At 72.3% G+C, this 17,784-nt stretch carries 17 protein-coding genes; 8 read left to right on the forward strand and 9 right to left on the reverse strand.

Annotated elements, in window-relative coordinates; all coding sequences use genetic code 11:
* Window positions 1–39 precede the first annotated feature (39 nt).
* Entirely contained in the window at window positions 40–915 is an 876-nt protein-coding gene (locus ACFQS1_RS09600) for an NADP-dependent oxidoreductase (protein WP_378965928.1), read from the forward strand.
* Here ACFQS1_RS09600 and ACFQS1_RS09605 read toward each other — a convergent pair.
* The 6 genes from ACFQS1_RS09605 to ACFQS1_RS09630 are packed head-to-tail and all read right to left on the reverse strand — an operon-like array spanning window position 900 to window position 7,595.
* Entirely contained in the window at window positions 900–3,173 is a 2,274-nt protein-coding gene (locus ACFQS1_RS09605; protein ID WP_378965930.1) for a hypothetical protein, read from the reverse strand. The genes ACFQS1_RS09600 and ACFQS1_RS09605 overlap by 16 nt on opposite strands.
* On the reverse strand, window positions 3,173–4,363 hold the full coding sequence (locus ACFQS1_RS09610; protein WP_378965932.1) for an acyl-CoA reductase: 1,191 nt from the start codon (window positions 4,361–4,363) through the stop codon (window positions 3,173–3,175). Before ACFQS1_RS09610 ends, ACFQS1_RS09605 begins: the two co-directional genes overlap by 1 nt.
* Window positions 4,360–5,394 (reverse strand): LuxE/PaaK family acyltransferase, encoded by a 1,035-nt coding sequence (locus ACFQS1_RS09615; RefSeq protein WP_378965935.1) that lies wholly within the window; start codon window positions 5,392–5,394, stop codon window positions 4,360–4,362. Before ACFQS1_RS09615 ends, ACFQS1_RS09610 begins: the two co-directional genes overlap by 4 nt.
* Window positions 5,391–6,626: an AMP-binding protein gene (locus tag ACFQS1_RS09620; RefSeq protein WP_378965937.1), complete on the reverse strand. Its 1,236-nt coding sequence runs from the start codon at window positions 6,624–6,626 to the stop codon at window positions 5,391–5,393. Before ACFQS1_RS09620 ends, ACFQS1_RS09615 begins: the two co-directional genes overlap by 4 nt.
* On the reverse strand, window positions 6,623–7,357 hold the full coding sequence (locus tag ACFQS1_RS09625; RefSeq protein ID WP_378965939.1) for an SDR family NAD(P)-dependent oxidoreductase: 735 nt from the start codon (window positions 7,355–7,357) through the stop codon (window positions 6,623–6,625). Before ACFQS1_RS09625 ends, ACFQS1_RS09620 begins: the two co-directional genes overlap by 4 nt.
* Window positions 7,350–7,595 carry an acyl carrier protein gene (locus ACFQS1_RS09630; protein ID WP_378965942.1) on the reverse strand — a complete coding sequence of 82 codons (246 nt, stop codon included), beginning with the start codon at window positions 7,593–7,595 and terminating at the stop codon, window positions 7,350–7,352. The genes ACFQS1_RS09625 and ACFQS1_RS09630 overlap by 8 nt, the downstream gene beginning before the upstream one ends.
* A gap of 210 nt (window positions 7,596–7,805) precedes the next feature.
* Here ACFQS1_RS09630 and pseB point away from each other — a divergent pair, with 210 nt between their 5' ends.
* The 6 genes from pseB to ACFQS1_RS09660 all read left to right on the forward strand — a co-directional run bounded on the left by pseB (window position 7,806) and on the right by ACFQS1_RS09660 (window position 14,261).
* Window positions 7,806–8,789 (forward strand): UDP-N-acetylglucosamine 4,6-dehydratase (inverting), encoded by a 984-nt coding sequence (gene pseB, locus ACFQS1_RS09635; RefSeq protein WP_378965944.1) that lies wholly within the window; start codon window positions 7,806–7,808, stop codon window positions 8,787–8,789.
* A complete protein-coding gene (locus ACFQS1_RS09640; RefSeq protein WP_378966341.1) occupies window positions 8,789–9,913 on the forward strand; it encodes a DegT/DnrJ/EryC1/StrS family aminotransferase in 1,125 nt (374 codons plus the stop codon). Before pseB ends, ACFQS1_RS09640 begins: the two co-directional genes overlap by 1 nt.
* Before the next feature lie 19 nt (window positions 9,914–9,932).
* On the forward strand, window positions 9,933–10,838 hold the full coding sequence (locus tag ACFQS1_RS09645) for a hypothetical protein (protein ID WP_378965946.1): 906 nt from the start codon (window positions 9,933–9,935) through the stop codon (window positions 10,836–10,838).
* A complete protein-coding gene (locus ACFQS1_RS09650) occupies window positions 10,835–12,469 on the forward strand; it encodes a hypothetical protein (protein WP_378965949.1) in 1,635 nt (544 codons plus the stop codon). Before ACFQS1_RS09645 ends, ACFQS1_RS09650 begins: the two co-directional genes overlap by 4 nt.
* Window positions 12,470–13,195, forward strand: a complete 726-nt coding sequence (locus ACFQS1_RS09655) for a cytidylyltransferase domain-containing protein (RefSeq protein WP_378965951.1) — start codon at window positions 12,470–12,472, stop codon at window positions 13,193–13,195. It abuts the gene before it with no gap.
* 64 nt (window positions 13,196–13,259) lie between these two features.
* Window positions 13,260–14,261 carry a PseG/SpsG family protein gene (locus ACFQS1_RS09660; protein WP_378965953.1) on the forward strand — a complete coding sequence of 334 codons (1,002 nt, stop codon included), beginning with the start codon at window positions 13,260–13,262 and terminating at the stop codon, window positions 14,259–14,261.
* 10 nt (window positions 14,262–14,271) lie between these two features.
* Here ACFQS1_RS09660 and ACFQS1_RS09665 read toward each other — a convergent pair whose 3' ends face one another.
* Both ACFQS1_RS09665 and ACFQS1_RS09670 read right to left on the reverse strand, forming a co-directional pair.
* Window positions 14,272–15,285, reverse strand: a complete 1,014-nt coding sequence (locus ACFQS1_RS09665; RefSeq protein ID WP_378965955.1) for an NADPH:quinone reductase — start codon at window positions 15,283–15,285, stop codon at window positions 14,272–14,274.
* A 160-nt stretch (window positions 15,286–15,445) separates the two neighbouring features.
* Complete coding sequence (locus ACFQS1_RS09670) at window positions 15,446–15,853, reverse strand: helix-turn-helix domain-containing protein (RefSeq protein WP_378965958.1); 408 nt, start codon at window positions 15,851–15,853, stop codon at window positions 15,446–15,448.
* Between ACFQS1_RS09670 and ACFQS1_RS09675 the strand changes: the two genes are divergently transcribed.
* On the forward strand, window positions 15,827–17,311 hold the full coding sequence (locus ACFQS1_RS09675; RefSeq protein ID WP_378965960.1) for an MFS transporter: 1,485 nt from the start codon (window positions 15,827–15,829) through the stop codon (window positions 17,309–17,311). The genes ACFQS1_RS09670 and ACFQS1_RS09675 overlap by 27 nt on opposite strands.
* On the opposite strand, the gene ACFQS1_RS09680 is transcribed toward ACFQS1_RS09675, so the two are convergent.
* A complete protein-coding gene (locus tag ACFQS1_RS09680; protein WP_378965961.1) occupies window positions 17,295–17,771 on the reverse strand; it encodes a S66 peptidase family protein in 477 nt (158 codons plus the stop codon). The two genes, ACFQS1_RS09675 and ACFQS1_RS09680, sit on opposite strands and share 17 nt — an antisense overlap.
* Between the last annotated feature and the right edge of the window lie 13 nt (window positions 17,772–17,784).

Raw genomic sequence — 17,784 nt, forward strand, 5'->3', positions numbered from 1 at the left:
TGCTTCGAGTTCGAAGCAATGCCAACAAGGGAGTGTCTGATGAAGGCCATCCGATTCCACGAGTACGGCGGTCCCGAAGTCCTGCGCGAGGAGGAGGCCGAGCGCCCCTCCCCGGCCGCGGGCGAGGTCCTGATCAGGGTCGCCGGGACGACGTTCAACCAGGTGGACGCCGGCCTGCGCGGCGGCTACCTGCGCGAGGTCTTCCCGCTGCGCTTGCCGCACGTGCCCGGCATCGACGTCGCGGGCACGATCGCCGAGAGCGGCCCGGGCGTCACCGGGTACGCGCCCGGCGACCCGGTGGTCGCGCTGCTGCCGATGACCGCGACCGGCGCCACCGCCGAGTTCGTGACCGCCCCGGCCGACGTGGTCGGGCCCGCGCCGGCCGGCATCCCGCTCGCCGACGCGGCGGTGCTGCCCGCCGCGGCGCTCACCGCCTGGCAGGCGATCCACGAGCACGGCGCGGTCCAGCCCGGCCAGAAGGTGCTGGTCATCGGGGCCGGCGGGGCGGTCGGCCGGTTCGCGGTGCAGTTCGCCCGGCTGGCCGGAGCGACCGTCTCCGGCACCGCGACCCCGCGCAGCGCCGAGGCCGCCCGCTCGGCCGGCGCCGAGCTGGCCGACCGCCCGGAGGGCGCGTTCGACCTGGTCTTCGTCGCCGCCCGGGTGGACGAGGCGACCATGGCCGCGCTGGCGAAGCTCGGCCCGGTCCTCTCGATCACGACACCGGCGGTCGGCGGGCGCAACATCTACGTCCGCGGCGACGCCACGCAGCTCGGCGAGATCGCCCGGCTCGTCGACGCCGGCCAGGTCAGCGTGCTGGTCGGCGACCGTCGCCCGTTCTCCGAGACCGCGGACGTGCATCGCGCCGCGGAGAAGGGCGAGCTGCCCGGCAAGGTGGTGCTCTACCCCAACTCGTAGATGGTGACCGGTCCGGCGGTGTGCCGCACCCGGGCCGAGCCGGCCAGCTCGGGCGACACCTTGCCGTACCGGCTGTCGGCGAAGAGCCAGCGCACGTGGTACCGCGTGCGCAGCTCGGCCACGTCGGCCGGGTCGCCCTTGGCGAAGACCCGCTCGTTGAGGGCGAACCGGGCGGGGTACGGCGCGGGCTGGTAGACGTACTTCAGCCCGCGTACGTTGTCGGCCGCCACCGCCTGATCGGTGTACCCCCAGCTCTCCACGAGGGCGCGGCGGCCGGTCAGCGCGACGACCCAGAAGGCCCGGGCGTCACACATCTTGGCGCGGGTGGGCAGCAGCCGGCAATGCACGTTGGTGGCGATCACGTCGTCCTCGCCGGCCCGCCGGTCGAGCCACTTGGCCGCCGCCATCTCGTCCTTGGTGATTATGAAGCTGGGCGAGGGCACTGCCGTGTCCCGCAGGGACACTGTTGCGCCGTGACCGGCCGCGAAGGCGAACCCGCCCACGCTCGCGCCGAGCACGGCCGCGAGCAACGCGATCGGGATCGCCTGCCGGCGGCGCCGCAACAGGACCGCGGCGAGGGCGGCGACCGGGGCGGTCAGCAGCACCGGCCGCAGCAGCGCCCACAACCAGGACGTCATCGTGGGCGCCGGTGCAGCGAAGAGCCAGAGCCCGATCTGCGCCGCGATCAACGCCCAGACGAAGCCGGCGGCCAGCCCGGCGAACACCGGACGCCGGCCTCGCGACCGCTCGGCGAGCAACCAGACGGTCAGCACCGACGCGAACGGCAGCACGCCGGTGTAGAAGTAGCCCTGGCTGGCCGACGGATGCCAGAGCAGCCACATGCCGCCGGCCCCGGCCACGGTGATGCCGGCCAGCATCCAGGCCGACGGGTCGCGCCGAACGATCATGGTGAGCCCGGCCAGCCGGCCGGCCTGCATGAGCGCCCACCAGACGAGCAGGGCGGCGACGAAGAGCAGGCCGCCGACCGACGCGTGGGCGATGCCGGGCGGGACGACGCCGTCGTTCAGGTCGTGCACGCCGAGCGTCTGCCGGTACGGCGCCACCAGGTAGAGGTACGTGAGCGGCTGGAAGGTCAGCACGCCCGCGCCGCCGCCGCTGAACAGCTTGAGGCCGGTCAGCATGGCGGCGAGCACCAGGCCCAGCAGTGTCAGCGTGGACCGCAGCCGTGCGCGGTGCCAGAGCACGATCGCGAGGGCCGCCGCGACCAGACCGGCCACGATCGGCGGCAGGCTGCTCGACTTCGCGCCGGCACAGGCCAGCGCGAGCGGGAAGACGAGCACCCAGGCCCAGCCCACCGGGCGGCCCCGCAGCACGTCGACCGCGATCGACAGCAGCAGCGCGACCAGCGGCAGCTGATAGATCGCCGAGGGGCTCAGGTAGCTGAGCGCGGAGGCGCCGGCGGCGACCGACGGCGCGCCGAGCACCAGCGGAAACCCGGCGACCGCGAGGGCGCCGCCGAGGGCGCCGGCCCACCACTTGCCGGCGAGCTGGCGGGCCAGCGCGGCGGTGACCAGCGCGGTCAGCGCGGCGATCGCGGGCAGCCAGAGGCGGAGCAGCAGGGTCGCCGGGTCGATCCGGGTGATCATCGAGGCCGTCGCCATGTCGGCGTCGGAGAGGTAGTGGTAGTGCAGGATGTCGCCGGCCAGCTGCGGCACCTGGAACGGCATCGAACGCATCAGCTCGTGCACGAGCGCGAGGTGGTATCCGAGGTCCTGATACCAGAACGCGTCGGCCGGGGGCAGCGGCGACGCCCGCCAGCTCGGCACGGCCCAGACGGCGACCAGGGCGACCGCGATGGCCAGGGCCCAGTGCCAGCCGCTCGGCAGCGGTCGTGGCTCGGCGATCCGCCAGTGCCGGCGCAGCCGCGGCGCCACCACGAACGGCACGACGATCAGCACCGGCCAGGCCGGCAGCAGGATCTGCAGGCCGGTCGCGGCGGCGAGCGCCCAGCCGGCGAGCATCAGGAGCAGGCCGGTCGCGCCGCCGAAGCCGAGATCCTCGGGGAGGTTGCCGCGGGTGCCGCGCAGCGCCCGGTGCACCAGCGTGCCGGGGAGCAGCACCGCCAGGGCGAGATAGGCGGCGTACCGCAGCACGTCCCAGGCCGGGGTGCCGGTCGCGAGCAGGGCCACGACCAGCACGGCCGCCGGGACCAACCAGGGCAGGCCGGCCGGGATCCGGTTGCGGTGCGGGGATACGGGCGCCGAACGAACTTCCGGGGCGTTCAGCACTTCGATCATCAGGCCACCGTGGTCAGTCGGGTGAATTCGCGCGGCAGATCGTACCCGTCCCAGATGGCGCTGAAGGTCAGCGCCTGACCGAACGGCACGATCCGGTCGACGCCGCGCCCGCCCAGCTCGAGCGCGAACGCGCGCAGCTCGGCCGGGGCGAACCCGAAGTGGCTGAAGGTCTGATCCTGCCGGTTCATCGCGGGCACCAGGTCGAGCAGCGAGCCGACCTCGGCGAACGGGAAGGCGCCCGCCCCGATCCAGCGCCGCGGCGCGTCCGGCACGGCGGCCAGCGACATGGCGGTCACCGTGTTGGCCGGGAATTCCATCCGGGACACCGCGCCGGTCGCGGCCAGCCCGTACGCGTTGACCCGCTTCTCCACCGCCATGGCCGCGTCGACCTGCCAGCCCCGCTGGCCGACGACCTCGAGCAGCAGGTCGACGAACTCGGCGCGGACGTCCGCCGTCTCCGCTCCCACCAGGAACACGGTGCGCGGCGAGGAGCACGCGGCCTGGTCGAACCAGTAGGTGTCGTTCGAGAAGCCGACCACCGCCGCGCGCCGGGCCGCCGGCTCGGCGGCCCGCCAGCCGGCTGCCGAGATCGCCGCCCAGGACGTGCGGTCGGGAAAGGTCAGGTCGCGCGCCGAGGGCCGCAGCGGGTGCTTGCGGATCGCCTCGACTGCCGCGTCGCCGCCCCAGATCACCCGGAGGTCGCACCACTGGCTGAGCGCCGCGGTGACCGCGTCGTCCCGGCCGTAGGTGACCATGCGCTGGGTGCGCCCGATCACCGGGTCGGCGTCCGCGAGCACCTCGTTGAGCGCCTCGAGGATGGTGTCGGCCGCGTTCGCCGAGCGCTCCGAGATGCGTACGACGTTGTGGTTGCCGGCCAGCGCGGACAGCGCCCACGAGTACACGAAGATGGTGTCGACGTTCGCCGGCGGCACGTGGAACACGTTGCCCCGGGGGAAGACGATCGCGTCCTCCCGCCGCATCCGCGAGACCGCGCGGTGCAGCTCGGCCGGCCGCATGAAGAAGCCGAGCGAGCCCAGCTCGGGATGCCGCCGGGCGACCGCCGGGGCGAGCAGCTTGCGGGCGACTCGGGCCAGGAAGTCGACGACGCGCGGGTCGCCGACGGTCAGCCGGTCCTCGACCGGCGCGGTCAGGTCGGCCGAGGAGTCCCCGAACCGGAACCGGATGCTCACGCCGCCTCCCGGTACGTGTCGGAGCACCCGCGCGCCTCGGCCCGCGGCAGCCGCCCGAGCACCGAGAAGCGCTTGCCGGGCCAGTCGCCGTCGTCGATGCCGTGCACCACGCCCAGGTCCTCGGTGAGCAGCACATGCCCCGGGTACGAGGTGGGCAGCGTGCTCACCACCTCGAGCAGGCCCGCCTCGCCGGGCGGCAGCTCGCGCCAGGTCTGCGGGTCGCGAACCACCACATCGGCGAAGTCCGGGCAGTACAGCGACCCGCCGGACGGCCCCTCCAGGAAGATCGTGCCGATCTGCTCCACCATCCCGTAGAAGTTGTGCGAGCGCACCAGGCCGACCTCGGCCAGGCGCTCGCGGAAGACGACCGGGGAGACGGCCTGGTCGACCAGCTTCTTCCAGCCGCCGGAGTGGATCAGGATGCCGTTGGCCAGGTCGAGACCGTTGTCCCGGGCCACCTCGTAGAGGTGCAGCCACACCATGTAGGTGAAGCCGAAGATCAGGAACGGCGCGTCGCCGTGCTTGTCGAGGAAGCCGCGGATCGCGCCGAGGTCCACGTGGCCGTCGTTGTCCAGCGCCCAGACGTGGTCGCGGCCGAACGTCGACATGCCGAGCACGCCGGCGCCGCGGGCGCTGAACGACCGGCGGTCCTTGAGCATGGCCTTGGTGTCGACCAGCAGCATTGGCAGGCGCTTGGGGCCGAGCACGGTCTGCACGGTCGCGCCGAGCTGCCGGGTCTGCGTGGCCGCGGCGGCCTTGTCGAGGTAGATCCGGCTGACCTCCCCGGTCGTGCCGCTCGACGTCAGCACCTTGAACACCTCGTCGTCCGGGATGCTCTTGAGCTCGAGGTTCTTGAAGAGCCGCACCGGCAGCCAGGGCAGCTCGGCGATCGACGACGCGCCCTCGTACCCGTTCGCCGTCAAGATCCGGTCATAGGGCGCGCACCTCGCGCGGTGGTGCGCGACCAGGGCCGAGAGCTCCTTGCGGAGCACCTCCTCCTTGGCCGCCTGCGGAAGGGTGAAGACACTCACAGCGACGCCTCCAAGGCGCGGTAATCGATCTTGCCGTTGGGGAGCAGCGGCAGCGAATCGATGCTACGCACGACGACGCCGGTGAAATGTGTGCCGAGCCACTCGGCGATCTTCGTGCGCAGGTCGCGCGCCTCGTCCTCGGAGACGCCCTCGGCGAAGACGTTCAGCTTGTCGTCGCCCGGGACCGCCGCGACCGGGAAATGCTTCTCCACGTCGTCCAGGTTGATCCGGACGCCGAAGACCTTGCCGATCCGCTTGGCGCGGCCGGTGATGAACAGGAACCCCTCGTCGTCGAGGCGGCCGAGATCGCCGGTGGGCAGCACGCCGCCCATCTCGTCGCCCCGGGCGAGGTCGGCGGCGGTCTCGGCGTACCCCATCATGACGTTCGGACCCCGGTAGACGACCTCCTGCGAGGCGGCGTCGACCGAGAACGACCCGCCCGGCAGCGCGACGCCGACCGAGCCGAGCTTCTCCTGCAGCCGCGCCGGTGGCAGCGTCGCCATCCGGGGAGCGGCTTCGGTCGTGCCGTACATGACGGAGAGCGAGCCGCCGACGGTCGCCATCCGCTGCGCGAAGTCGGCGATCAGGTCGGTGCGGAGCCGGCCGCCGGCCTGGGTCAGCTTGCGCAGGGCCGGGTACTTGGCCGGGTCGAAGCGCAGGCGCCGCAGCATCTCGTACTGATAGGGCACGAACGCCATCGAGGTCACGCCGTGCTCGACGACGGCGGTCCAGAAGTCGCGCTGCATGATGCCGGTGCGCTCGAGGATCACGGTGGCGCCCCGCAGCAGGTGGGTGTTCAGAACCGACATACCGTACGAGTAGAACAGCGGCAACGTGGTGATCGCGACGTCGTCCGGGCCGATGTCGAGCACGGTGGCGATCTGATCGGCGTTGGTCCGCACCGCGTCGCGGGAGAGCCGCACCAGCTTGGGGTTGCCGGTCGAGCCGCTGGTGGTGAGCAGCACCGCCAGGTCGGGATGCACCTCGTCGGTGGCGAAGCGCTCGGCCCAGTGCGCGTTGTCGGCCTCCGGGTCGAGCAGCACCACCGGCCGGCCGAGCCGCAGCGCGGCCAGGTAGCGCGCGATGCCGGGAACCGTCGTCGCGATCGGGTGGAACACCACCGCGCCGGGCTCCGCGGCGAGCGCGTCGGCCGCGGCGTCGACCAGTTCCGGGGTCAGCGTCTCGCCGGTCGCGGCGTCGATCACGCGCGCGCCGGGGTGCAGCAGGTTCACAGCGTCAATCCTCCATCCACTCCGAGAATCTGGCCGGTCACGAACCTGGCCTGCTCGGAGAGGAGGAATGCGATCACGTCGGCGACCTCGTCGGCCTCGCCGAGCCGGCCCAGCGCGGTGTCGCCGATCCGCTCCGCGCGCCCCTTCTCGTCGAGCGAGTCCAGCATGTCAGTCGCGATGAAACCCGGCTCGACCGCGTTGACCCGGATCCCCTGCGGGCCGAGCTCCTTGGCGGCGGACCGGGCCAGGGCCGCCACGGCGGCCTTGGACGCGGCGTAGACGGCCTGGCCGGCGATGCCGCGCGTGGCGGTGATCGACGACACCAGGACAACAGCGGGGGTACGCCCGCGGGCCAGCAGACGGGCCGCGCCACGCAGCGTGTAGGCCGCGCCGGCCGAGTTGACCGCGAACAGGCGCTGGATCGTCGCGTCGTCGGTCATCCCGAGCATGCCCGCCGCGTGCGTGCCGGCGTTGACCACCAGCGCGTCCAGCCGCTTGAAGTTGGCGAAGGCCAGCTGCATGAGCGCCTTGCTGGTGGCCGGGTCGGCGATGTCGCCGTGCGCCGCGAAGGTGGTCACCCCGAACTTGGCGGCGATCTCCTCGGCGACGGCGGCGATCCGCTCGCCGTGACCGTGCAGCACGAGGTCGTGGCCGCGCTCGGCGAGCTTGTGCGCGGTGGCGCGGCCGATCCCACGGGAGGCTCCGGTGACCAGAGCCACCCGATCAGTCATTGATGGTCACCCCATATTTGCCGAGGATCCGCACGGCCTCGGCAAAACTCGACATGTTGATCACATCGTCGGTGTCGATCATGACAGAGAACTCGTCCTCGATACTCGCGATCAATGACATGTGCGCGAGCGAGTCCCACTTCTCGTTGCCCTGGTATTGCAGGTCGTCCACGGGCGCATCCGCGGGAAGATCCAGAGCGCTCCGAAACGCTCCCCGCAGTCGCTGCAACTCGCTCACAGGCACTCCAAGTCGGAAATTGGGCTTCGGTCCAGTCCATCTACCTTCTTACAGGTCGCGCAACGACATGACCAATCCTGGCTGAACTCACGTGGAACGAGTGTTGTCCTTTCCCGTCCGGCCTGGAAACCTCGACCATCGTGGCTATGCTTCCGGCTCGGACCACCTTGACTCGGACCACCTTCCTGACCACCCCCCGGGAGCAAAGACGTGTCTGAAATCAGCGGATCCTCGATCCTCGTCACCGGCTCGACCGGTTCCTTCGGGAAGGCGTTCCTCAAGTACGCCCTCGAGCACCTGGACCCGCAGCGGATCGTGATCTTCTCCCGGGACGAGTTGAAGCAATACGAGGTCCGCCAGATGTTCGGCGACGACAAACGCCTGCGCTTCTTCCTCGGCGACATCCGCGATCGCGAGCGCCTGGCCCGGGCCATGCACGGCGTCGACTATCTGATCCACGCGGCCGCGCTCAAGCAGGTCGACACCGCGGAGTACAACCCGTCCGAATTCGTCGCCACCAACATCAACGGCTCGCAGAACGTGATCGACGTCGCGATCGACGCCGGGGTGAAGAAAGTGGTGGCCCTCTCCACCGACAAGGCGTCCAGCCCGATCAACCTGTACGGCGCCACCAAGCTCGTCGCCGACAAGTCGTTCATCGCCGGCAACCACTACGCCGCCACCCACCCGACCCGGTTCTCGGTGGTCCGCTACGGCAACGTGATGGGCAGCCGCGGCTCGGTCGTGCCGCTGTTCCGCCGGCTCGCCGCCGAGGGCCGGAGCCTGCCGATCACCGACAAGCGGATGACCCGCTTCTGGATCACCCTCCCCCAGGCCGTGAAGTTCGTGGTCGACTCGTTCGACAAGATGGCCGGCGGCGAGCTCTTCGTGCCGCGGATCCCGAGCATGCGGATCATGGACCTGGTCGAGGCGGTCGCGCCCGGCTCGGCCACGCACGAGACCGGCATCCGGCCCGGCGAGAAGCTGCACGAGGAGATGATCGCCGCCGACGACAGCCGCCGCACCCTGCGCTTCCCCGACCGCTACGTGGTGCAGCCGGTCGTGGCGAGCTGGGGTTACCAGACCCCCGAGGGCGGCGAGGAGGTCGAGGACGGCTTCAACTACCGCTCGGACAACAACGACCTGTGGCTGAGCATCGAGGACATGCGCAAGCTCCTTGGCGAGGAGAAATGATGCTGCCGTACGGGCGGCAGTCGATCGACAACGCCGACGTCGACGCGGTCGTCGCCGCGCTCGGCAGCGACTGGCTGACCACCGGCCCCCGGGTCGCGCGGTTCGAGAAGGACATCGAGGCCGTGGCCGGCGCGCCCGCCGTGACGGTGACCAACGGCACGACGGCGCTGAACGCGGCGTACGCGGCGGCCGGCGTCGGCCCCGGCGACGAGGTCGTGGTCACGCCGATGACCTTCGTGGCCACCGCGTCCGGCGCCGCCACGCTCGGCGCCAAGATCGTCTTCGCCGACGTCGAGGACGACACCGCCAACCTCGACCCGGCGGCGGTCGAGGCCGTGGTCACGCCGCGCACCCGGGCGATCGGCGCGGTCGACTATGCCGGGCACCCGGCCGACTACGACGCGCTCCGCAAGATCTCCGAGCGGGCCGGCGCGGTGCTGATCGGGGACGCGGCGCACGCGATCGGCTCGACCTGCCGGGGCCGGCCGGTCGGCACGCTCGCCGACCTGACCACCTTCTCGTTCTTCCCCACCAAAAACCTCACCACGGCCGAGGGTGGCGCGGTCGCCTCGATCCGGCCCGAGCTGCTCGAGCGGGCCCGCACCTACAGCCGCATCGGCATGGTGCGCGAGCCGGCGAAGCTCCGGCGGCCCGACGAGGGCGGCTGGTTCTACGAGGTGCACGAGTTCGGCAACAACTACCGCCTGCCCGACGTGCTGTGCGCGCTCGGCAGCTCCCAGCTGAGCCGGCTCGCCGAGTTCAAGGCGGCCCGGCAGCGGCTCACGGCGCGCTACGACGAGCTGCTCGCCGACGTGCCCGGGCTCCGGCTGCCGATCCAGCGCGAGGGCGTCGACCCGATGCGCCACCTCTACCCGGTGCGCATCCTCGACGGGCGCCGCCGCGAGGTGTACGACCGGCTCCGCGCGGCCGGGATCGGCGTGCAGGTCAACTACATCCCGGTCTACTGGCATCCGGTGTTCGAAGACCTGGGCTACCAGCGGGGGATGTGCCCCGTTGCCGAGCGCTTCTACGCTGAGGAGCTGTCGCTACCGCTCTTCGTCGACCTCACCGACGCCGACCAGGATCGCGTCGTGGATGCTTTGCGGGCGATTCTCATCGGTTGATCGGCCTCGGGAGCCTCGGGTGCACCACGGAAATCATTTCTACGGCCACGCGCACGTGCTCGCGGAGTATTGCGGCCTCGATCCGGAACACCCGCCGCGGATCGAGGGCTACGTGCAGCACGGGTGGAACGTGGTGGACGGGCTCGGCGCCGGCACGCCGTACATGCCGGGCCGGCCCATCTTCGTCTGGTCCGAGCAGACCCGGCGGCGCGCCTGGTCGATGGGGCGCCGCCAGGCCACGGTGATCGGCGCGCCGTTCCTCTATCTGCTGCGGCTCGCCCCCGAGCCGGCCGAGCCGGTGACCCGCGAGGGCACGATCTGGTATCCGTTCCACGGCTGGGAAGGACAGCGGGTGCAGGGCAGCCACGCCCGGCTGATCGACGAGATCATGGCGACCGAGGACGGCCCCGTCACGTTCTGCCTGTACTGGAACGAGTACCACAACGACCGCATCCGCGCCGAGTACGAGAAGGCCGGCCTGGTCGTGTGCCACGGCTACCGCGGCCGCCACTGGCTGGACACCGACACCAGGTTTCTCCACAAGCAGCTCGCCGAACTGCGCCGGCACCGGCGAGTGGCGTCCAACCGGCTCAGCAGCGCCATCTTCTACGGCGTTGCGGCGGGCTGCGTCCCGGCCGTCTACGGTGACCCGATGCGTCTGGAGAACGAGGATCGGCCCACCGCCGAGCGCATCCGCCGGCAGTGGCCCGAGCTGCACGGCAAGCACCCCGACCCGGCCACGGCCCGGCCGGTGGCGATGGCCGAGCTCGGCGACGGATACCTCGCGTCCCCGGCCGAGCTGAGCGTCATGCTCGGCTGGTCCGCGACGCCCCCCGGCGCCACCCAGACCGGGGCGGCCCAGACCGGGGCGGCCCAGACCGGAGCGGCCCAGACCGGTGCCAGCCGCGGGGCGGTGCCGGCGTGATCACGTTGATCGGGGGCGAGATGGCCGGCTTCGCGGAGGACCGGCCGCCGGCCGGCGGGGCTCTGCTCGGCCACCTGGCCGCCCACCTGGCCGGCCAGCTCCCGGCCGGCACGACCGTGCTGGTCGCCGGCCCGCACGAGCCCGCGCTGGTCGGCGAGCTCGCCGCGCACGCCTCGGTGACCTGCCTGGTCCGCTCGGAGACGGCGGCGATCGAGCTGGACCGCCGCGGTGTCGACGTGCTCTGCGGCACGCTGGCCAAGCTTCCCGAGCCCGGCCGCTGGGACGTAGTGGTGGCGCTCGACGGCCTCGGCCGGCTCTGCTCGGCCGAGGGCCCGCAGCTCGACTGGGTGGAATGCCTCCAGGTGGTCAAGCGGGCGCTGCGCCCCGGCGGCACGCTGCTGCTGGCCGTCGAGAACGAGCTGGGCCTGCACCGCCTGGTCGACCCGGCCACCGCCACCTCGGCGCAGACCGACGACGCGTGGCGGCCGCTCGGCGAGTTCGACGACACCAAGCCCGGCACCCCGACCCGGCTGGCCGCGCGGCTCGCCGCCGAGGGGCTCGCGGTCGACTGGCTCGGCGCGGCCTGGCCCGAGCCCGGCCGGCCGACGATGATCGCCACGCCGAACGCGCTGCGGGACGGGCCGGTGGACGCGCTCGCCGCTCTCACCGCACGAGCCGCCGCGGCGGCGTACGCGAACCGCAGTGTCCTCTCGGATCCTCGCCGCCTGTCCGCCGCGGCCGTGCGTGCCGGCCTCGGACCGGAACTCGCGGCATCCTGGCTGGTCGCCGCCCACCTCGCGCCACGCCCCTCGGCGGTCCTGACCCTCCCGCCGGTGCTGCTCGGCCACGGCCCGGCCCTCATCGACGGCCCGGCCCCGGCCAGCGGCCCCGCCAACGACAGCTCCGGCCCGGCCGACAACAGCTCCGGCCCGCCCAACAACAGCCCCGCCCCGGCCCCCGGGGGCCGGATCCTCGAGCTGTCGCCCGGCCCGGACGGCGTCTGGGTCCGCCGCCTGCTGCGCGGACCGGACGGCGAGGGCCGATCGGCGCTGGACGGCCCGCTGCCCCGCGGACGGCTGGTCGAGGAACTGCTGATCGGCGCCTGCCTGCGGCACGACCTGCCCGTCCTGCGCCGGCTCCTGGCCGGCTGGATCGCGGCGCTGCCCGGCGTCACCGCCGACAACGTGGTGGTCTCGGGCGACACCTTCAGCACGCTCGACCCCGGCGTCCCGGCCTCGGCGGATCCGCTCCGCGAGCTCGCCCGGACGCTGCTCACCGGCGGGTACGCGCATCCGTGGCCCGCCGCCACCGACCTGCGGGCGCTGACCGCGATCCTGCACGGCGCCGCCGGGCTCACGGGCGACGTCCCGGACGGCCCGGACGGCGCGGACCCGCCGCAACCGGACTCCCGCCGAGAGCACGAGGAACAACTGCGGGCCCTCAACCGCAGGCTGGCCGACGCGGCCTCCCGCGCGCAGTGGTACGAGCGCGAGCTCGCCAAGCGGGCGGAAGAACTCCGCAAAGCCCGGGTTCAGATCTCCGCTTTCAGCGGTAGTTTCGGCTACCGCTTCGCGAAGCTTGGGTATGGAGTAGCACGCAAGGCCCGGAATCGCCTTCGAAAAAGGACATAGATGACATCCCTCGGCATCATCCAGGCGCGGATGGACTCGTCCCGCCTCCCCAACAAGGTGCTGCTCAAGCTCGGCAGCCGCACCGTGCTGGAGCGCGTCGTGCTGGGCGCGCGGCAGAGCGGGGTGCTCGACGAGCTGGTCGTGGCCACCACCGTCGAGCCCACCGACGACGCGATCGTCGAGGAGTGCGAGCGGATCGGCGTGCCGCACTTCCGCGGGCCGGTCGACGACGTGCTCGGCCGGTTCCTGGGCGTGCTCGACCGGCACGAGAGCGACATCGTGCTGCGCTTCACCGCCGACAACCCATTGATCGACCCGGCGATCATCGATCTCGCCCACCGGGTCTTCGTGGCTTCCGGCGCCGACTACCTGTCCACCTCGCTGGCGCACACGCTGCCGCGCGGGCTGGACGTCGAGATGGTGCGGACCCCGGTGCTGCGGCAGGTCGACGAGTTGGCCACCGACCACCACCGGGTGCACGTGACGTCGTACATCTACACGCACGCGGAGCAGTTCGACGTGATCGGGCTGACCCTGCAGCCCGACCTGTCGCACCTGCGGCTGACGCTGGACACCGAGGACGACCTGAAGCTGATCGAGGCGATCGTCGGCCGCTTCGGCGACGACCCGGTCGACCTCAAGACCCTCGCCACCTGGCTCTCCTCCCGCCCCGACCTGGTCGAGATCAACGCACACGTGCTCCAGAAGGCGCTTGTGCAGGCATGACCGACCGCACCGGAGTCAGCGCCGCGAGCGTGGGGCCAGGAGGGCATGCCGAAGGCGGCTCGGCGTGACGATCGTCGGCATTCGCTGCGACGCCGGTGCCCGCACCGGCGTCGGGCATCTGGTGCGGTGTGTGGCGCTCGCCGAGGAGCTGGTGGCCCGCGGCGTCGGCGTCCGCTTCCTCAGCGACCTGGGCGGCGTCGAGTGGGCTGAGGCCCAGCTCAGCCGGCGGGGACTGCCCTGGCACCCGCCGCCGTTCGACCCGGTCGGCCTGGTGGCGGCGCTCGAACGCCTCGAGATCGACGCGCTGGTGATCGACTCGTACACGTTGCCACCGCCGCACAGCGTCGCGGTCCGCCGGAGCGGGCGCCGGGTGCTGGCCATCGTCGACGGCGACTTCCGCGGGCAGTCCGCCGACATCTACGTCGACCAGAACCTCGACTCGGTGATCCACGTCGAGGACGCGATCGGCCTGGCCGGCCTCGATTACGCGCTGCTGCGCGCGTCGGTGCGCTCGCTGCGGCCGGCCGCGCCCCCGGTGCACCGCTCCGGCCGTACGCCCAAGGTGGTCGCCTTTTTCGGCGGAACCGACGCCTACCGCGCGGCGCCGCAGGTCGCCGAGCTGCTCACCGGGACCGGCGTGCCCTTCGACGCCACGATCGTCGGCGCCGACGAGCAACTGCGCGCCGAGCTGGCGGCGATCCCGGCCGGTCCCGGCCGGCGCCTCGAGATCATCCCGCCCACCGACGACCTGCCCAAGCTGCTCGCCGGCGCCGACCTGGCGGTCAGCGCCAGCGGCACCTCGACGTGGGAGCTGCTCTGCCTCGGCCTGCCCTCGGCGCTGGTCTGGGTGGTCGACAACCAGATTCTCGGGTACGAGCGGGTGATGGCGCGCGGCATCGCCGCCGGCCTCGGACAGCTCGGGCATTTCGGCGACGACGCGGTGTCGACGCTGCGACGGCTGCTCACCGACGCGGATCTGCGCACCGACCTGGCCGCCCGGGCGTGGGCGGCCGTCGACGGACGCGGCGCCGAGCGAGTGGCCGACGCCCTCCTCCAGGCCGGGTGACGCTCGGCCGTCAGGGCCGGGTGATCTCGATGACCACCTTGCCGACCGCGTGCCGCTCGACCGCCTCGTGCGCGTCGGCCACCCGCTCGAACGGATAGCGCAGGATCGGCAGCCCGGCCTCCTCGCCGACGCGGAAGGCGCCCGCGTTGACCGCCTCGGCCACGGCCGCGACCGCGTTGTCCTTCTCCTCGGTCGTGGTGGTGTAGGTCAGCACGAAGTCGAGGCTGACGTTCTTGAGCATCGCCTTGAAGCTCGGGATCGTCACCTCGCCGCCCACGTAGAGCGCGATGTTCCCGCCCGGCGCGACCGCGCTCAGGTCGGTGCGCAGGTTGTCCGTGTTGACCTCGACGATGACCTGGCAGCCGCCCGGCGCCAGCTCCTTCACCCGGGCCGCCACGTCCTCCTCGCGGTAGTCGATCACGGCGTCGGCCCCCGCCGCGGTCGCCAGGTCGGCCTTCTCCTTCGAGCTCACCGTGGTCAGCACGGTGGCGCCGGCCCACTTGGCGAGCTGGATGGCGGCGTTGCCCACCGCACCCGCGCCGCCGGCCACCAGCACCGTGCGACCGGCGAGCGCGCCCGGCCCAAGACGGGCCGGGCCGTCGCCGGCCACGGTCAGGCAACGGTGCGCGGTGAGCGCCGGGATACCCAATGCCGCGCCCACCTCGAACGGGACATTGTCGTTCATCCGGACGACCTGGCGGCGCGGGAGCACCACGTACTCCTGGGCGGTGCCGTTCGCCCGGCCGTAGCCGGCGTCCCACACCCAGACCCGATCCCCCGGCTCGAGCCCGGTGACCCCGTCCCCGACCGCGTCGACCACACCCGCGCCGTCCTGGTTGGGCACCCGCGGCGGCGCCACCCCGTCGGGCACGCCGCGTCCGGCGCGGGTGCCGGTGTCGGTCGGATTCACCGCGGACAGGACCATCCGGACGCGAACCTCACCGGCCCCCGGCCGCGGGGTCTCCCGCTCCACGATCTGCAGGACGGCGGCGGGCCCGGGCTCTTCGAAGACGGCAGCAAGCATGCCTCACACCCTAGGCCGACAGCTCCGGCGCATGGGCTCACGGCCACCGCTCGACCACGGCGCCCGGATCATCCCTCCGCCAGTCGCCGCCGGCAGGTCTCCACGTGCTCCAGCACCGTGTCATTGTCCGGGAGCAGGCCTTGTCAGAAAGCGGACTTCGTCACGATTGATCGCCCATCGCGTCGAGATACGCGTCCAGATCGATCTCGGGTTCGGAAGCGGGCCGGAGCTCGACCGACAGCCCCAACGCGGAGATCACTTTGAAGACCAGACCCACCTCGGCGGTCGGCTTGCCGGCCTCGAAATCGGAGAGCCACCGCCGACTCACCGTGGCCCGGACGGCCAGGTCGTGCTGGCTCATACCGGCCGACCGCCGGTTGTCGCGCACGAGACCCGAGATTCGCGGTGCCGCGATGCAAGACGCCGCTGCCCGCCGGGCGCCAGGGCCGCCGGACGGTCTGACCGCAGCCGGATGACCAAAGGGTGGCTCAGTGACGGGTGACAAGAGCGTCGCGGGTTGATCGAAGCGTAGGGTCGGCCCATGACCGTCGCGGACACGTTGATCCACTACCGCAGCGCGCGGGGCCGCTGGGTGCTGCTGGCCACGGTCCTCGGGTCGAGCTTGGCGTTCATCGATGCCACCGTCGTCAACATCGCGCTCCCCTCGATCGGCGAGGATCTCGGCGCCGACGCGGCCGGGCTGCAGTGGACGGTCAACGGGTACGCGTTGAGCCTGGCCTCGTTGATCCTGCTGGGCGGCTCGCTCGGCGACCGCTTCGGCCGCAAGCGGATCTTCATGATCGGCGTCGCCTGGTTCGCCGCCGCCTCGCTGCTGTGCGGCATGGCGCCCACCATCGAGTCGCTGATCGGCGCCCGGGTTCTGCAGGGCATCGGTGGCGCGCTGCTCACCCCCGGGTCGCTGGCCATCCTCCAGGCCTCGTTCAGCCAGGACGACCGGGCCCGGGCGATCGGCGCCTGGTCGGGGCTGGGCGGCATCGGCGGCGCGCTCGGCCCGTTCCTCGGCGGCTGGCTGGTCGAGGCCGGCAGCTGGCGATACATCTTCCTGATCAACGTGCCGGTGGCGCTGCTGGTGCTCCTGGTCTGCGCCCGGCACGTGCCGGAGTCGCGCAACCCGGAGGCGGCGCACCACTTCGACGTGGCCGGCATCGTGACCGGCGCGATCGGGCTGGGCGGCCTCACGTACGGCTTCACCGCCTGGCCGATGCGCGGCCCCACCGACCCGGTCGTGCTGATCTCGCTGGCCCTGGGCGTGGCGGGGCTGGCCGCCTTCGTGCTGGCCGAGCGCCGGTCGCCGCAGCCGATGGTGCCGCTGGAGATCTTCCGGCACCGGGCGTTCAGCGGCGCCAACCTGGTCACCTTCGTGGTCTACGCGGCCAACGGCGGCGTCTTCTTCCTGTTCGTCATCAACCTGCAGGTGGTCGGCGGGTTCAGCCCGCTGGCGGCGGGCATCGCCCTGCTGCCGACGACCGTGATCATGCTGCTGCTGTCGGCCCGCTCGGGTCAGCTGGGCCAGCGGATCGGCCCGCGGATCCCGATGACGGTCGGGCCGCTGATCTGCGGGGGCGCGCTGCTGATGATGGCGATGATCGGGCCGGGCGCGTCGTACCTGACCGACGTGCTGCCCTCCGTGATCATCTTTGGGCTGGGGCTGACCACGCTGGTGGCGCCGCTGACCGCGACGGCGCTCGGCTCGCTCGACGACGCGCACGCCGGCATCGCGTCGGGCGTGAACAACGCCGTGGCCCGGGCCGCGAGCCTGCTGGCCGTGGCGGTTCTCCCGCTGGCGGCCGGGCTGGGCAGCGGCAGCCTCACGGTCGCCGACCAGCTGCAGCCGGTCTATCGCAACACGATGCTGATCTGCGCCGGCCTGATGGCCGGTGGCGCGGTGCTGGCCTTCCTGCTGATCCCCAACCGGATCCAGAAGCCGACACCGGCACGGACGTTCTGCGACCCGTGCTCGCCGCCGATGCCATCGGCCCACGACGCGGTCAGAAGTGGGCGATGATCCGCCGACCCGGGCCGTCCACGGTCATCCGGCCGCCGTACGGCAGGATCCACTGCGGCGCCGTGTGTCCGAAATCGACACCGAAGACCGCCATCGCCGACGGGTGATAGTCGGCCAGCGCGCGGAGCACCGCCTCGCGCTGCTCGTCGCGGAAGCGGGCCCGCTCCTCCTGCGGCGGTCGATGCTCGATGTTGCTCGCCTTGGCCGTCCCGACCAGCACCGCCGGGAACTGTTCGAGCAACCCGCGCTCGCCGGCGTTGCGCAGCATCCGGAACACCTCTTCGGCCGGCGGCATCTCCTCGGAGGTCTCCAGCAGCAGGATCATCCCGGCGTAATCGGCGTTCGGCTTGATCCACCGGTGCGCCGCCAGGTTCCCGTGCAGGATTTCCAGATTGCCGCCCCACGTCGGCGCGGTGACCACCCGGTCGGCCCGGTGCCAGTGGAAGCCCGGGCTCGGCACGTACGGCGCCGAG

The sequence above is a fragment of the Paractinoplanes rhizophilus genome (assembly GCF_042664765.1).
GTDB lineage: Bacteria > Actinomycetota > Actinomycetes > Mycobacteriales > Micromonosporaceae > Actinoplanes > Actinoplanes rhizophilus.

Excerpts from the sequence above, each read along its gene's own strand:
- ACFQS1_RS09600 (WP_378965928.1), top strand. The coding sequence starts at position 40 with ATGAAGGCCATCCGATTCCACGAGTACGGCGGTCCCGAAGTCCTGCGC.
- ACFQS1_RS09605 (WP_378965930.1), bottom strand. The coding sequence starts at position 3,173 with ATGATCGAAGTGCTGAACGCCCCGGAAGTTCGTTCGGCGCCCGTATCC.
- ACFQS1_RS09625 (WP_378965939.1), bottom strand. The coding sequence starts at position 7,357 with ATGACTGATCGGGTGGCTCTGGTCACCGGAGCCTCCCGTGGGATCGGC.
- ACFQS1_RS09640 (WP_378966341.1), top strand. The coding sequence starts at position 8,789 with ATGCTGCCGTACGGGCGGCAGTCGATCGACAACGCCGACGTCGACGCG.
- ACFQS1_RS09655 (WP_378965951.1), top strand. The coding sequence starts at position 12,470 with ATGACATCCCTCGGCATCATCCAGGCGCGGATGGACTCGTCCCGCCTC.
- ACFQS1_RS09665 (WP_378965955.1), bottom strand. The coding sequence starts at position 15,285 with ATGCTTGCTGCCGTCTTCGAAGAGCCCGGGCCCGCCGCCGTCCTGCAG.
- ACFQS1_RS09675 (WP_378965960.1), top strand. The coding sequence starts at position 15,827 with ATGACCGTCGCGGACACGTTGATCCACTACCGCAGCGCGCGGGGCCGC.